The sequence below is a fragment of the Pseudomonas sp. v388 genome, assembly GCF_003935425.1.
Taxonomy (GTDB): Bacteria; Pseudomonadota; Gammaproteobacteria; order Pseudomonadales; family Pseudomonadaceae; genus Aquipseudomonas.
On sequence record NZ_RHQN01000009.1, the window covers coordinates 172,386 to 188,015 of the forward strand.

Genomic DNA, 15,630 nt, shown 5'->3' on the forward strand with positions numbered 1-15,630 from the left:
AACGTTTCACAGCAATTTACAGGCGATCACAGAGAGAATCGGCGAAGTCCTTTTCGCACTCTTCTTTCGCTGCCTTGCCTGGTGAGGTCAGCCTTACCTTGCGAGGCGCTTGCTGATGAACGTTCGTCCGACCACCGATACCCCACGTGATGGCAGTACCGATTTCGAGTCCCGGATCAAACGCAGCCTTTTCGTTGCCAAGGCCAATGACTCGAAGAAACCGGATCGCACGGCCACCGATAACGAAACCTGGCCGCCCATTCAGGGCACCAAGGTTTCGGTCATGGAAAACGGCGACATGCATTACGAGCGCGACGGTCAAGGCGTTGTCGTCGCTGCCTCGACCAATCCGCAACTGTTCAAATTCCTCACCCAGCTCAACAGCCTGAATCAGTCGCCCAGCCAGAAGGCCCAGGTCGACAAGGCCATTGACGGCGGCAACACCATCGCCGACCGCAATACCGAGCTGCCGGCCTGGGGCGACATCAAGAACTTCGAGTGGCAAGGCCAGCTGGAAACCGCCGAGGTCGTGACGCTCGTGACCCACGACGGCGAAAAAATCACGGTATCCAAGGCGCTGACGCCGGAGCTGTTTACCTCCGCGCAACAGATGGGCCTGTCGCGCGTGATTGTGGAAGACCGGGCCGAAAACAACGGACGTGAAGTTGCAGGCGAGGATCTTTACATCGCCGAGCACGACATTGTGCTGACCGGCAACAGGGACGAATTCGGCAGTGGTGTCATTCAGTTCGAAACCCGCGACGGCAAGAAATACGTGGTCTCCGAATTCCAGAACAAAGAGCTGTACGACCGGGTTGCGGAGATCAACAGCAGCAATGTGCAGGACGACGTGCAGAAGATCCGTGACGAGAACGGCATGGGCAACCTCGACGATCTGGACATTCTCAGCAAGCCGACCGGCGTGAAGTCGGATGAAAAGGACAAGGATTCCGCCGACCTGACGGTGGTTGAGCTGGCCACCAAGAACCTGATGGACAAGTACCAGAAGCTGGTCGACGACAAGAAAGTCGACAAGAACAGCGATATCTACAAGCTGGTGATGGCAATCGAGGCCAAGGCCGCCATGGAAAGCGGTCGCACCATCACGCCTTACGTCGAAGACCCGCGAGGCGCCGAGTCGTGGCGCAAGTTCGATGACGAAGGTGAAACCCTCACCGATGCCGACATGCAAGATATTCTCAACGGCGACAACATCGACAAGGCGTTGGCCGAGCTGTTCGCCAACGGCAACGGCGAAAAGGACAAGATCGGCAAGGAATACCAGGCCGAGATGGACGCCGCCATCGAGAAGGTCAGCGGCGGCGACAAGGAAGCCCTGGCCAAGGAACTGCACGAAAAGCTGACCAGCCTGGAATTCGTCGAATACCTCAACGACCTGGAAAAAGCCGGCAAGAATTCCGAAGGCCAGTCCGACGTGGCACGCCTGTTGTCCAGCCTGGAGCTGCTTGACCCTGAGCTGGCCAAGGATGCCCAGAGCGAGCTGAAGAAAAACAGCGTGATGGCCGAAGTCGACAAGCTGATGGCCGACCCGGGCGGTATTCCTGACGAGTTCAAGCAACTGGCGCTCAAGGACATCTTCTCGGCGCTCAAGCAGGGCATCAAGGGCATGCTGGACATCCCGCGGCGCACCCAGGACACCATCGAGAAGTTCATCAACGAGTTGCTCAAGGATGAGACCAAGCTCGGCGACTTTTCGGCGCAGATGGACAAGCTCAAGTCCGGCGAAATCACCCAGGCCCAGTTCGAAGAAAACCTGGCGGGCAAGTACGTCGGCGCCGAGGACAAGGAAGGCTTCAAGAAGGCCATCGGCAAACTCAACCAGAGCGGCGTATTCGGCACGGCGGCCGGCTTCACCTCGCTGGGCGGCGCCATCTACATGCTGTCGGCCAAGAACGGCCAGCTCAGCGACGACCCGCTGGAGCGCCTGGCTATCGCCAAGGACTTCATCACCTTCCTCGGCTCGGGCGCGCAGTTCGAGAAAACCGGCGTATTCGACCTGTTCACCAGAACCAACACCGCCGAGCTGCTGGGCTTGAGCAAATCCCTGCCGGAAATCTGGGGCAAGGAAGCGCCGTGGACCAAGAAAATCGATGAAGCTCAGGCTGCCAATAACGTACCCGCTGTGGACGAAGGTCTGGAAAACCGTCTGGGCAGTGTTTATGAGTTGCAAAGCATCAACGCAGGCAATGGCGCCGGCGACGTTGTCGATCAGATCGGTCTGGTCAACGAAATCAATGAGGGGGGCACGCTTTCTCAGGATGTCAGCCGCGAGCTGCTGGACGATATCGTTACCCGTTCCGGCGGCGTGCCGCCTGCGGACTATTCGAAATACGGCAACCTGAACGAACTGGCCACGGATCTGAACCTGAACATCACTCAGGACTCGGTCGTGCAGAGCATCAATGCTCAGCGTGCCGCTGCCGAGCTGCCGCCGCTGGAGGTGGATGACGCGAACAATATCGCCACCGAGCTGGAGCGGGCCGCCAACACCGCGGCGCCGGAGTCGGTGAGCAGCTCTGGCTATTCCAGCTATGCCGACGCGGTGTCCTCGCTGTATTCGGACTCGGTGAGCTACTTCACTGCACGCGATCTTCCTCCGCCTTCGCGCGAGGCGTTCGCCGCGGGGATCGAAGAGCAGCTGGAGCGCAACGGGCAGGCAGTACCCGCGGATAACGAGCGCGTGAACCTGGCAGACATGCTCGGCAATGGCGAGATCGACCGCGAGTCGATCAACGTCATGCTCGAAGCCGACAACCAGCCGCTCCCTGCGGACGATGTGGTCGACAACATGCGTGCATCGGTCAGCCAGGCCGTGGCAGGCAACGCCGGTGCCGGCAGCCTGGTGGACGCGAGAAGTGTCGCGCAAAGCATCGAGGGCGCGGCACCGGAGGGCGCCGCGAAAGTGGTGCCGGGCGTTTCGGCGCGCATCGCCGGTTCCGTGGTCAAGGTGTTGGGCGTTGCGCCGGACATCATGAGCATCGCCGATATCGTCATGGGCGGCATCGCCATCAAGGACGGGATCAAGTCCGGCAGCGACCTGGCGATTGCCAACGGCAGCCTGCAGATCGTCTCCGGTGTTGCGGGGACTGCGGCGGCGGGGATCGGCATCGCAGGGCTGATCACTCCTGCCATCGGCGCCATCGCAGGCGCCACGGCACCGCTGTTCCTCATCACTGCGGGCTTGGGCATCATTACCGGCATCATCAGCATCTTCGTCGACCACCAGAAAAAGCAGAAGGCCACCGACAAGGAAGGCCAATGGTTCAAGGACCAGGCCGAAATCGGTTTCGCGCAGGACGACTGGGGCGACAAGCTGGAATACGCTCGCTACAGCTTCTACGAGTACGAAGGCCGGGACGCGCCGAGCGACCAGAGCATCTTCGACTACCAGACCGAGGAGTGGAAACACTTCCAGGAAACGCCGCAGGACCAGGGTTCATCGATGATTCGCCTGGACGAGAGCCTGCACAAGGACAAGAACGGCATCGCCGGCGAGAACACCAACGGCCTGCCGATGGATGTGTACAACAAGGCGTTCTACGACGAACACAAGGAAGAAATCGAGACCATTCGCGAGAAGTGGGACGGCTGGAACGGCAAGGACGATATTGTCAGCAAGAAGGACTTCGAGAAGATCCTCAATGACGGCGACGAAAAGGAAAAAGCCGCCGCGCGCTTCATCCTCGACGACACCAACTTCTTCGGCCTGCTCGACAACCTCTGGAAGAAAGGCAAGGACGACACCAAGATCAGCACCGACGACCTGGATACCTGGCTGAAGCTGATCGGCGTCATGGATCGCACACCGGGTGAGACTGTGTTTTACGAGAAGCCACCGAGCCAGACCCCACGCGGGCGTTGATCGCTGGCGGGCGACACGTCCGGTCCTGGCGCATCTGTCTTGCGATGACCGGAGCGAGGCAGCTTGCTGGCGACAGCAGCGTGTCAGTTAGCGCTGCAACGGCAGGTATGTCGTAGTCGCGAGCAAGCGCCCTCCCACAATAGACCTGCGAACTCCGGTTCTGAGCGGTCTTGTCCGCGAAAGGCCGGGGACAGCCGATGGATTTGCATCGACCATGCCTGAGCCTTCGCGAGCAAGCTCGCTCCTACAGAAAATTGGCATCACGCGGGCATGTCAAACTGATCCTTGATGTAGCGGATCTCGGTCCGGCCATGTGGCGCGGGCAGGCCGTCTTCACCCAGGTTAACGAAGACCATCTTTTCCACCGTCAGGATGCTCTTGCGGGTGATCTTGTTGCGCACCTGGCAGGTCAGGGTGATCGAAGTGCGGCCAAACTCCGTCGCGGTAATTCCCAACTCGATGATGTCGCCCTGCCGCGAAGCACTGACGAAGTTGATCTCGGAAATGTACTTGGTCACCACCCGTTGATTGCCCAACTGAACGATGGCGTAGATGGCCGCTTCTTCGTCGATCCAGCGCAACAGGCTGCCGCCGAACAACGTTCCGTTCGGGTTGAGGTCTTCGGGTTTTACCCATTTGCGGGTGTGGAAATTCATATGCACTCCTGACCGTCTGCCATAAAGATGCCCAACATCATGGCAGAGCAAACCGCCTACGCCCATGATTTACCTGTATCGCCGCTATGCATTGACCCGCCAGGCTTTCGCCAGCTCAACCGTCTTCGATGTCCAGAACCTGCCCGGCAGGCGGTTACGCGAGCGATACCCGCGGATGATCTCGTCCAGTGCCCGATTGACCTCGCTGGCTTGCGTGGCCTGCAGCAGCATCTGATCCGCCCGCAGCAGCAGGCGGGTGTTGGCGGATGTCTGCAAAAGCATGTGCAACGATGGATAGATCACCGCCTTGCGAATATTGCCCGCAATCACACGGATCTCCCGAGTACGCCTTTCCACCAGTGCGGCGTTCAACACCGCAGAGGTAACGCTCTGCCCGCGCAGGCTTTCCAACAGCCGGGCAGCGCCGGGCCGCTCGTAGCGGTTGAGTTCCAGGGCAAGCCGTGCCTTGCGCGCCTCGTCACTCGCCAGCGTATCGAGCCGTTCGACGACGGCGCGCACGGTGGCCGCCATCGGTACCGACACGCTAGGGTCGAGCGCCTGGACCGCCATATCGAGGTCGTCCAGGACTTGCCGCGTCGAGGTGCACCACGCCTGAACGTCGCTGACGACCGGCGCGCCGGACGCTTGCGCGACAGTCGCCAGCATCTCCTCGTCCAGGCTGAGCAAGGCCTCGATCAGCGAACCGAACGAGTAGCTCTCCCGACGGGCCGAGCGCTCCACCAGGTGCGCCCTGACCGCTTCTTCGAGCCGAGCCTGCAAGTGGTTCTTGATCTCCAGGCTCATGGTGAAATTCAGCGTGCCGCTCAAGGCGCTGGTGAAGTCGCCCTTTTCCGTGCGCAATGGAACAATGACGGTCTGCGCGGCAAACGCTTTCAGGCTCAGGTTCTGGTACTCCCGCCCAGCCGAGACAGGAGCGCCGGCCACCACATCGGCGAGAAACTTCTTCAGCCCTCCGCGCCCGGACGAAGACTGCTTTTTCTCGAACTTGAGGATCAACATGTCCGAGCCGGAAAGCAGGTCGGTGGTGTGCCCCGGATCGACCAGTTGCGGCACCGGCGTATTGAGCAGAACACCGCCATCCTGGAAGAAGGTCAACTCATCGAGTTCCTGAAAATCCAGACCGTTGCGACCCGGCTGGCTGAAAACCACCGGCAGCGAGGCCGACACATGCGCGGCCAGCGCGATGTCCAGGTCCGGCGTCAGGTCGGCACTGAACACCACCAGTTGCGGCAGCTCGCCGAGCATGGCCGTGCCGGTGATGTAGAGCATCTTGATCTGCGGATAGTAGCGGTTGAGCAAAGCCAGATCGGCAAAGGTCACCACGCCGCCGGCCAGCAGGCGTTCGCGGACCGCGACGACTTCCGCGATCCGGCTGTCGGTGATGTGGGCGAGCACTGCCGCACGGGACCTGTCACGAATCAGCGTCTGCAGCGGCAACGCCTGGGATTGCACGCGCGGCAACACGTTCAACAGCAGGCGTGTGAATCCGCCAACGGTACCGGGCAATGCTTTCTCGGCGGTTTCGCCCAGTCGAGCAAACCCCCTTTGCACCCAGCTGACATTTTCATTGGGGCTGTCGAGCAGGGACAGCAGATCGGTGTTGTCGCTCAGGTCATCGAACTGTGCAGCGCTCATGCCTGACGCGACCATGGCGGCCATGATCGCGCCCGCCGAAGAACCATGGAGCGAGACGATCCCCGGCAGAACACCGAGACTGTCCAGCGCCGTCACTGCGCCCGAGTAGGCAACACCCTTGGCGCCGCCGCCACTGAGGATCAGTTTGCGGATCGGCGGGCCGGCAAGTTCGAGGCGGCAAGCGCCGTCGGGGTATCGGGTAAGCGTGATCCGGCGATCCCCGGCATTTTCTGCCAGCACCGTGCCTTGCCCCTGCCCGGCCGGGGTCGATGTCGCCTCGAGTCCGTTCGAGATGATGTTCACGTTGTAGCTCCTTGCGCACCTGGGCGCTGTCTGCGGAAAGCGGCAGACACCCGCTTTCCTTTGAGATCGGGGCCGAGGTTAGGAGGGGCGTCATGGTGCCGTGCGGTACAAATATATTTTTTTGATACAGCCGCCGGACAAGCTGCCGATAACAAGGAACCGATAGAAAGCCTTGGGTAGAATCCCCAGCGAAGCTATACTGCCGGTCGTTTCAAAACGGTCATCTTCTCTCGATACCGTTCCCGCCACCTGTCCGAGGGGCGCTGCAGCAGGTTTCCTGTCAGGCTCGGATGGGGCGTTGTTTGCCTGGCCACTCTCTGGCCGGCAAGCCTTAAACGCACAACGGCGCCCATTCGCATTTTTTTGGAATGGAGACTCTCAATGAGCGCTGTAATCACGCCCGCAGGTTTTAACGATTTCAAGGTCGCCGACATTTCCCTGGCCGCCTGGGGCCGTCGCGAAACCTTCATCGCCGAATCCGAAATGCCCGCCCTGATGGGTCTGCGCCGCAAATACGCCGGTGAACAACCGCTCAAGGGCGCGAAGATTCTCGGCTGCATTCACATGACCATCCAGACCGCCGTGCTGATCGAAACCCTGGTTGCCCTGGGTGCCGAAGTTCGCTGGTCGTCCTGCAACATCTTCTCCACCCAGGACCAGGCCGCTGCCGCCATCGCCGCTGCCGGTATTCCTGTATTCGCCTGGAAAGGCGAGACCGAAGAAGAATACGAGTGGTGCATCGAGCAGACCATCCTCAAGGATGGCCAGCCGTGGGATGCCAACATGATCCTCGACGACGGCGGCGACCTGACCGAGATCCTGCACAAGAAATACCCGGCCATGCTGGAAAAGATCCACGGCGTGACCGAAGAAACCACCACCGGCGTGCACCGCCTGCTGGACATGCTGGCCAAGGGCGAGCTGAAGATCCCGGCCATCAACGTCAATGACTCGGTGACCAAGAGCAAGAACGACAACAAGTACGGCTGCCGTCACAGCCTCAACGACGCCATCAAGCGCGGCACCGACCACTTGCTGTCCGGCAAGCAGGCTCTGGTGATCGGCTACGGTGACGTGGGCAAGGGCTCTGCGCAGTCCCTGCGTCAGGAAGGCATGATCGTCAAAGTGACCGAAGTCGACCCGATCTGTGCCATGCAGGCCTGCATGGACGGTTTCGAAGTGGTTTCGCCGTTCATCAACGGTGAGAACGACGGTACCGAAGCGAGCATCGACAAGGCGCTGCTGGGCAAGATCGACCTGATCGTCACCACCACCGGTAACGTGAACGTCTGCGACGCCAACATGCTCAAGGCTCTGAAAAAGCGCGCCGTGGTCTGCAACATCGGTCACTTCGACAACGAAATCGACACCGCTTTCATGCGCAAGAACTGGGCATGGGAAGAAGTGAAGCCACAGGTGCACAAGATCCACCGCACCGGCGCCGGTTCGTTCGACCCGCAGAACGATGACTACCTGATCCTGCTGGCCGAAGGCCGTCTGGTGAACCTGGGCAACGCCACCGGCCACCCAAGCCGCATCATGGACGGTTCGTTCGCCAACCAGGTCCTGGCCCAGATCTTCCTGTTCGAGCAGAAGTACGCCGACCTGTCGACCGAGCACAAGGCTCAGCGCCTGACCGTCGAAGTGCTGCCCAAAAAGCTGGACGAAGAAGTGGCCCTGGAAATGGTTCGCGGCTTCGGCGGCGTCGTCACCAAGCTGACCAAGACCCAGGCCGACTACATCGGCGTGACCGTCGAAGGTCCGTTCAAGCCAGACGCTTACCGCTACTGATTGATCAGGACACGTCCGCTTCTCCTGTAGGAGCGGACTTGTCCGCAATCGTGCGCCCAGCGCTCGCATGTCGCTGAGTATCTGAAGGTCGTTGCGACCTTATCGCGAGCAAGCTCGCTCCCACAGGAACAGCATATGTTCCCGATTTCCAAGGTTATTGACCATGAGCCAAGACCGTCGCTTCAGCTTCGAGTTCTTCCCGACGAAGACCGATGCTGGCCATGAAAAGCTGCTGAACGTTGCCCGTCAGCTGGCAGGCTACAACCCCGATTTCTTCTCCTGCACCTACGGTGCCGGTGGTTCGACCCGCGACCGCACGATGAACACCGTGCTGCAGCTGGAGAACGAAGTGAAAGTCCCGGCCGCACCTCACTTGTCGTGCGTCGGTGACAGCAAGGAAGACCTGCGCAGCCTGCTGAACCAGTATCGCGACGCCGGCATCAAGCGCATCGTTGCCTTGCGCGGCGACCTGCCGTCCGGCATGGGCATGGCCAGTGGCGAGCTGCGTCACGCCAACGATCTGGTGAGCTTCATTCGTGAAGAAACCGGCAGCCACTTCGACATCGAAGTCGCCGCCTACCCGGAAATGCACCCCCAGGCACGCAATTTCGAGGACGACCTCAAGCACTTCGTCAACAAGGCCAACGCCGGCGCCGACAGTGCGATCACCCAGTACTTCTTCAACGCCGACAGCTACTTCTACTTCGTCGAGCGCGTGCAGAAGATGGGTGTGAACATCCCGATCGTGCCGGGCATCATGCCGATCACCAACTACACCAAGCTGGCGCGCTTCTCCGATGCCTGCGGTGCGGAAATCCCGCGCTGGATCCGCAAGCAGCTGGAAGCCTACGGTGACGATACGTCGAGCATCCAGCAGTTCGGCGAGCAGGTCATCACCGACATGTGCGACCGCCTGCTCGACGGCGGCGCGCCCGGCCTGCACTTCTACACCCTGAACCAGGCTGAACCGAGCCTGGCGGTCTGGAACAACCTGAAGCTGCCACGCTGACGGAAAACCGACCACCCGCTCCCGGCCGCGCGCCGGGAGCATTTTCGCCGAACAACCATTGGGCAGCAGGAAAGCAGCGCAGCACGTTTGCTCTGTTATACTCCAGCCTTCCCGCCAGGCTTACGCCCGGACGCTCGGTCTTGCAGAAGTCACCTCGCTCACGTCAACAGCGCAATTTCCACCCCGCGCAAACGTCACGAGATGAACTAAAGACCCCGCAGGACCGGACGGGATCGCGTTGTCTTTACACGCCATTCACGCCAGGCAAGACATCCCTTGAGCTAAAGCTCCAACAGAACAGGATTACTCATGTCCTTTGCTTCCCTCGGTCTCTCCGAGGCTTTAGTCCGCGCCATCGAGGCAGCGGGCTACACCCAGCCTACTCCGGTGCAACAGCGGGCCATCCCCGCCGTGTTGCAAGGTCGCGACCTGATGGTCGCGGCACAGACAGGTACTGGTAAAACCGGCGGTTTCGCCCTCCCGATCCTGGAGCGGCTGTTTCCCAATGGTCATCCGGACAAATCCCAGCGTCACGGCCCGCGCCAACCGCGCGTACTGGTCCTGACGCCCACTCGCGAACTGGCCGCCCAGGTGCATGACAGCTTCAAGCTGTACGCCCGCGACCTGAAGTTCGTCAGCGCCTGCATCTTCGGCGGTGTCGGCATGAACCCGCAGGTTCAGGCCATGGCCCGTGGCGTCGATGTCCTGGTGGCCTGCCCCGGCCGCCTGCTCGACCTGTGCGGCCAGGGCAGCGTCGATCTGTCCCACGTCGAAATCCTGGTGCTCGACGAAGCCGACCGCATGCTCGACATGGGCTTCGTGCATGACGTGAAGAAAGTGCTCGCTCGTCTGCCGGCCAAGCGTCAGAACCTGCTGTTCTCGGCCACGTTCTCCAACGACATCACGTCCTTGGCGGGCAAGCTGCTGCATAACCCCGAGCGCATCGAAGTCACCCCGCCCAATACCACGGTGGAGCGTATCGAACAGCGCGTATTCCGCCTGCCGGCCAACCACAAGCGTTCGCTGCTGGCGCACCTGATCACCCAAGGTGCATGGGAGCAGGTGCTGGTGTTCACTCGTACCAAGCACGGTGCCAACCGTCTGGCCGAATACCTGGACAAGCATGGCCTGAGCGCCGTGGCGATCCACGGTAACAAGAGCCAGAACGCGCGCACCAAGGCTCTGGCCGACTTCAAGGCCGGCGAAGTGCGCATCATGGTCGCCACCGACATCGCCGCACGCGGCCTGGATATCGATCAGCTGCCACACGTCGTCAACTTCGAGCTGCCCAACGTCGACGAAGACTACGTCCACCGTATCGGCCGTACCGGCCGCGCCGGGCGTACCGGTGAAGCGATCTCGCTGGTTGCCCCGGACGAAGAGAAGCTGCTCAAGAGCATCGAGCGCATGACTCGTCAGAAAATCGCGGACGGCGATCTGATGGGCTTCGACATGACGGCAGTCGAAGCCGAGAAGCCCGAAGTGCGCGAGCGCCCTGATGTTCGCAACCCACGTGGAGCACGCGCTCCACGCGGTGAAGGCGACAAGAACAACGGCGGTCGCCGCGACAAGGGAAAAGATAAGGGCAAGGAAAAACCGGCGGCCGCTGCGGCCAATGGGGAACGCCCTGCCCGGCAACCACGCGAAAGAAAGCCACGTGAAGGCACGCCACGCGGTGAGCGCTCGGCCCAGGCTGCGCCGCCACGTCCGGCCCAGGACCGCGCTCCGGACGAGTTCCGCGATGACGAAGTCGATAACTTCGGCAACCGCGTCGACTACGTGAGCCCGTACCAGGGCAAGAATCAGGCCCGTGGCCGTCGTCCAGGCGCACCCGCTGCAGCTCCGGCTGCCGGTGGCGCTGCACGTCCAGCCAATCCGGGTCGCACCGGTGGCGGCGCTGCTCGCACGGGTACCGGTTCCGGCGCTCCAAAGCGTAACGGATCGGCGCCGCGCAACGGCGCACCGCGCGACGGTCAGCCACGCAACCGCCGCCCGGCCCGCGACGATCAGGCTCCGCTTCAGGAACCCGCAGTGCGCAGCTCGCGTGACAGCCAGCCGCAACCGAAGATCGTGCACAAAGAGTCGAAGATTGACCGCTTCCCGTCTGCCGAGCAGCTGGACCAGTTGCCAAGTCGACCACGCGGCGAAAAGCCAGCTCTGCTGACCCGCAATCGGGACAGCTGACAGGCCGCACTACCCGGTGGGAGCGGAGCGCCGCCCGGTCCGCTCCCACAGCAATAGCCTACGTCACAAACAAAAACGCCGACCCTGAGGTCGGCGTTTTGCTGTGCGCTACAGGCTTACTTCTTCTGCACGCCTTCCAGACTGATGTCCAGGTCCAGCGTCTGGGAAGTCGGGCCTGGGCCTTTGATGCCGAAGTCGTTCAGGTTCAGGGTCGAGGTGCCGTTGAAGCCGGCACGGTAGCCGCCCCATGGGTCCTTGCCTTCACCGTTGAAGGTCGCCTTGATAACGATAGGCTTGGTGACGCCGTGCAGGGTCAGGTCGCCGGTCACGTCAGCGGTTTTCTCGCCAGTGGATTTCACGCTGGTCGATACGAACCTGGCTTCCGGATACTTGGCAACGTCCAGGAAGTCCTTGCTGCTGATGTGCTTGTCGCGCTCGGCGTGGTTGGTGAACAGGCTGGCAGTTTTCAGTTCAACCGAAATCTTGCTGGCCTCAGGCTTGGCGGCGTCAAAGCTGAACGAACCGTCCCAGTCCTTGAAAGTACCGTGGATGAAGCTGTAACCCAGGTGGCTGATCTTGAAGTCAACGAAAGCGTGCTGGCCTTCCTTGTCGACAACGTAGTCGGCAGCCATTGCCTGGCCGGCGGACAATAGAGCGGTACCCAGAGCCAGAGCGGCGAGAGACTTCTTCAACATGCTTTATTCCCTTTGTGGTTGAACGATCAGTTACGACCCAACATGCGCTTGAGTGTCACGTCGCGGTCGATAAAGTGGTGTTTCAGTGCAGCGAGACCATGGAGCACCGCGAACACTACGATGGCCCAGGCCAGGTAAAGATGAATCGTGCCCGCCGTATCCGCCTGATCCGGCAGCCCGCTGACCAGCGCGGGCACCTCGAACAGACCGAACACCGGGATACCGACGCCGTCTGCGGTAGAGATCAGGTAACCGGCGACCATCACGGCGAACAGCGCGACATACAAAAACAGGTGGCCAAAGGCGGCACCGATACGCGTCATCTTGCTGTAGCTCGCCAATGGCGGCGGTGGCGGGCTGAGCAAACGCCACACCACACGGACCAGCATGACGGCGAACAGCGTCAGGCCAATGCTCTTGTGCAGATCCGGCCCGGCCTTGCGCCACGTATCGTAGTAATCCAGCCCGACCATCCAGAGCCCCAGCGCGAACAAGCCAAACACTGTAACGGCCACGCCCCAGTGTAGAACCATGCTGACCAGGCCGTAGCGAGAGGATGAGTTACGTAGCTGCATTGCCATTACCCTGATAGAAGTGTTTACAGACTAGCTTTTTATTTATCGATTGATAGCGCAAAAATTCGCTCTGACTGATCGAAAAATCCGATTCAAACGCCTCCGATTGCCCATCGAAGCGTTTTAATGCCGTCCTCAATTGCGTTACAAGCTGTGTCCAGCTTGTTACAGAACGCAGCATCCAGATAAACACGCCGCGGTAGAACTACCGCATGACCGTCGGCCTGAAGCTGGCGATGAACGGCGAAATCCTGCTTGTTCTGCCGTTCCGACCGTTCTTGGCCACTGCACGCCTGATCAACGTTCACGCAGCAAAACGCCAAAATAATGACCTTTTTTGGCAGCGTTAAAATGACGCACCCAGCAAAATGGTAGCAAGCGACATTATTCCGACAGATGGCAGCCTTGAGCCATTGTTGAGCCACTGAACAAGCCTCAGCATGACTGGGCGGCAACCGAAGGGTTTAGGTTCTGTCACCACCCTCCTCATGGCCGCAAGCCCACTGCTACCAGTCCTTCAGACAGTTAACGAGAACCGGCGCAGGACATTTGAATCGCACTGATGAAGGAGCAGCGCCGGGATGATGACTGTCTATTTTGTCGTTATGACGATGTGCAGCGGTATGGAAGGATGCGTGGATGAGCGCAAGCCCACGGCCTACGCATCAAGAGATGAATGCATGGAAACGATAAGCGCCATGCCTGCGCAGAAAGGCATCAAGTACAAGTGCCGCAAGGCGCCCAGAGCCGAGTTGGTCGAGCTGCGTCGTGCTGACGGCCATGAAGCGGTTGTCACCAACGACACCAAGCGCTGAACGCTGACATAAAAAAAGCGCGGTCTCGAACCGCGCTTCTTTGACTGCTGCTTTTCAGGTGATCAGTTCTTGGGCTCCACCGACGTGGCAGGCGCTGTTTCCGTCTTGGCTTTGACCGGCGCTTTCTTGGCAGCTTCGGGCTTGGCCGGCGGCTTTTTAGCCTCGGCGGGTTTGGCAGGAGCCTTCTTCACCGGTTCTTTCTTGGCCGCTTCCTTTTTCACCGATGGTTTCGCGGGCGGAGTCTTCTTGACCGGCTCGACTTTCGCGGGTGCCGCCTTGGCAGGTTCGACCACCGGAGCAACCACCGGCGCCACCGGCACAGGCGCCACGACCGGCGCGGGTTCAGGTGCTTTCTCGACCGGCTTGGCTTCGGGTTCGTCTGAACCGAACAGGTTCGAGAAGAAGCCCTTTTTCGCTTGCGGCCTGGACTCCTCGACAGCCTTGGCCGGTTCCGGCTGCTTGTCTTCAGACTTGTCGGCAGAGCCGCCAAACAGGTTGCTGAAGAAATTGCCTTCCGACTTGGGTTTCGCTGCCCCTGGTGCCGCAGGCGGGATTACCTTGACCGGTTCGAACGACTTGCCTGCCGCCAGATCGACGACCTGACCCGCCGCGCGCTGACCGCTGCGCAAAGCGCCTTCCAACGAGCCTGGGTACAACGTGTCAGTGTGTTCGCCCGCGAACGCTACACGCTGAATCGGCTTTTCCCACATGCGCCAGAACTTGCTGATCTGGCCTGGCCCAAACGCCAGGTAAGAACCGCCCGTGGACGGGTCGACGCTGTAGCGACGGATTTCATAGCCGGTGTAGGCACCGCGTGCCTGGGGGTAGAAGGCGTGCAGGCGGATCAGCACCTGATCGACCAGCTGCTTGTCGCCGAACGCTTGCATGATTCGCGCGTTATCGCCGGACAGGTTGATGACCACGTTGGCGCCGCCCTTCAAGGCCGGCTCGATCCATAGCATGCCAAGGCCGGTGTTGCTGAAAATCTCGCCGGACAGACGCGCCTTGCTGTCCCAGACCGGAGTCTTGAACTTGAGCATGATCTGGTCGCGCCAGCCGTAGTTGGTGCTCTTCAATGCCGCCAGGTGCTGGGCATCCAGCGCCGGCGTCATCTGGATCTTGCTCAGTGAGCGCAGCGGCACAGCCACCACCACGTAATCGGCGGTGTAACTCGTGGCACCGGCCTTGACGGTAACGCTGGTCTTGTCCTGAACGATGGCCGAGACCGGCGCGTTGGTCTTGATGGTCTTGAGCTGATTGGCGAACGCCTGAGCCAGGACGATACTGCCGCCCGGCAGGCGTGCGGCACGACGATCACGCTCGTCTGCCGAACGATACACTCGCGATTGCTGTGCGAAGTACAGCAGCGACAGGCGCGAAGGTTCGTCGTAGCGAGTACGGATTTCCTGGTTGATCAACTGGCGCGCAGTGGGCGGTAGGTTCAGGCGGTCCAGCCAGTTGGCGACGTTGATCTGATCCAGCGCGAACAACGTGCTGTTGGCAGCCGGGTTTTCCGGGTTTTCGATGGAGCGCGCCAGGTTATCGAGGGTTTCGTTGTAGCGTTTGATCGCCTCGGCGGTGGCCGGCTGCTTGAGGGCCAGTTCGGCCTGGGTGAAATACGCGCCATCGATCAGGTAGCTCGGCGTGCGAACGAACTCGGGCGCCGGTACGCTCTGGATCTTGAAGCTGTCCAGGTAACGGTTCAGCATCGGCTGGGTCTTGGTGTTACCGATCCACTCGCTGGTCGCCAGCCCCGAGCGCCCGCCGAGGCTGGGCCGCGCTTCCAGTACGGTGACCTGCCAGCCTTTGGCCTGCAGTTCGTAGGCGGCAGTCAGGCCCGCAAGCCCCGCGCCGACGACAATGGCCGTCTTGTTCTTCTCGTCAGCGAGCGTCGTAACGCTGACCAGCCCGATTACCACCAGCGCACACGCGCGCAGCCACCCAGAAAGCATTCTGCGAACTCCGAAAAAACACAGGGAAGGTTGGGCAAACAGACGCCCGGGACAACGACAAGCGGCGAAGGATACGCCACGCCAAAGATGGCCGCCAGCCATCTCGCTCAA

Annotated in this window: 11 protein-coding genes and 1 riboswitch; of the genes, 6 read left to right on the forward strand and 5 right to left on the reverse strand. The window is 60.8% G+C overall.

Annotated elements, in window-relative coordinates; genetic code table 11:
• The first annotated feature begins 115 nt into the window (after window positions 1–115).
• Window positions 116–3,883, forward strand: coding sequence for a hypothetical protein (locus EGJ27_RS20570; protein WP_125832585.1), 3,768 nt, complete (start codon window positions 116–118; stop codon window positions 3,881–3,883).
• 260 nt (window positions 3,884–4,143) lie between these two features.
• Here the strand turns inward: EGJ27_RS20570 and EGJ27_RS20575 are convergent, their stop codons facing one another.
• Both EGJ27_RS20575 and EGJ27_RS20580 read right to left on the reverse strand, forming a co-directional pair.
• Window positions 4,144–4,539 (reverse strand): acyl-CoA thioesterase, encoded by a 396-nt coding sequence (locus EGJ27_RS20575; protein ID WP_125832586.1) that lies wholly within the window; start codon window positions 4,537–4,539, stop codon window positions 4,144–4,146.
• Window positions 4,540–4,623: 84 nt separating this feature from the next.
• Complete coding sequence (locus tag EGJ27_RS20580) at window positions 4,624–6,498, reverse strand: patatin-like phospholipase family protein (protein ID WP_256672890.1); 1,875 nt, start codon at window positions 6,496–6,498, stop codon at window positions 4,624–4,626.
• 249 nt (window positions 6,499–6,747) lie between these two features.
• A riboswitch (S-adenosyl-L-homocysteine riboswitch) is annotated at window positions 6,748–6,856 on the forward strand.
• A 23-nt stretch (window positions 6,857–6,879) separates the two neighbouring features.
• Here EGJ27_RS20580 and ahcY point away from each other — a divergent pair.
• The 3 genes from ahcY (at window position 6,880) to EGJ27_RS20595 (ending at window position 11,482) form a co-directional block, all read left to right on the forward strand.
• Window positions 6,880–8,289: an adenosylhomocysteinase gene (gene ahcY, locus EGJ27_RS20585; protein WP_125832587.1), complete on the forward strand. Its 1,410-nt coding sequence runs from the start codon at window positions 6,880–6,882 to the stop codon at window positions 8,287–8,289.
• A 163-nt stretch (window positions 8,290–8,452) separates the two neighbouring features.
• Window positions 8,453–9,298, forward strand: coding sequence for a methylenetetrahydrofolate reductase [NAD(P)H] (gene metF / locus EGJ27_RS20590; protein ID WP_125832588.1), 846 nt, complete (start codon window positions 8,453–8,455; stop codon window positions 9,296–9,298).
• A 309-nt stretch (window positions 9,299–9,607) separates the two neighbouring features.
• Complete coding sequence (locus tag EGJ27_RS20595; RefSeq protein ID WP_125832589.1) at window positions 9,608–11,482, forward strand: DEAD/DEAH box helicase; 1,875 nt, start codon at window positions 9,608–9,610, stop codon at window positions 11,480–11,482.
• A 116-nt stretch (window positions 11,483–11,598) separates the two neighbouring features.
• Here EGJ27_RS20595 and EGJ27_RS20600 read toward each other — a convergent pair whose 3' ends face one another.
• Window positions 11,599–12,177: a YceI family protein gene (locus tag EGJ27_RS20600; protein WP_125832590.1), complete on the reverse strand. Its 579-nt coding sequence runs from the start codon at window positions 12,175–12,177 to the stop codon at window positions 11,599–11,601.
• 26 nt (window positions 12,178–12,203) lie between these two features.
• Window positions 12,204–12,752 (reverse strand): cytochrome b, encoded by a 549-nt coding sequence (locus EGJ27_RS20605; RefSeq protein ID WP_125832591.1) that lies wholly within the window; start codon window positions 12,750–12,752, stop codon window positions 12,204–12,206.
• Window positions 12,753–12,964: 212 nt separating this feature from the next.
• Here EGJ27_RS20605 and EGJ27_RS24800 point away from each other — a divergent pair, with 212 nt between their 5' ends.
• Both EGJ27_RS24800 and EGJ27_RS25110 read left to right on the forward strand, forming a co-directional pair.
• Window positions 12,965–13,102 carry a hypothetical protein gene (locus EGJ27_RS24800; protein WP_158619372.1) on the forward strand — a complete coding sequence of 46 codons (138 nt, stop codon included), beginning with the start codon at window positions 12,965–12,967 and terminating at the stop codon, window positions 13,100–13,102.
• Window positions 13,103–13,432: 330 nt separating this feature from the next.
• On the forward strand, window positions 13,433–13,567 hold the full coding sequence (locus EGJ27_RS25110; RefSeq protein ID WP_256672891.1) for a hypothetical protein: 135 nt from the start codon (window positions 13,433–13,435) through the stop codon (window positions 13,565–13,567).
• Between the two features lie 62 nt (window positions 13,568–13,629).
• On the opposite strand, the gene EGJ27_RS20610 is transcribed toward EGJ27_RS25110, so the two are convergent.
• Window positions 13,630–15,519: a flavin monoamine oxidase family protein gene (locus tag EGJ27_RS20610; protein ID WP_125832592.1), complete on the reverse strand. Its 1,890-nt coding sequence runs from the start codon at window positions 15,517–15,519 to the stop codon at window positions 13,630–13,632.
• Between the last annotated feature and the right edge of the window lie 111 nt (window positions 15,520–15,630).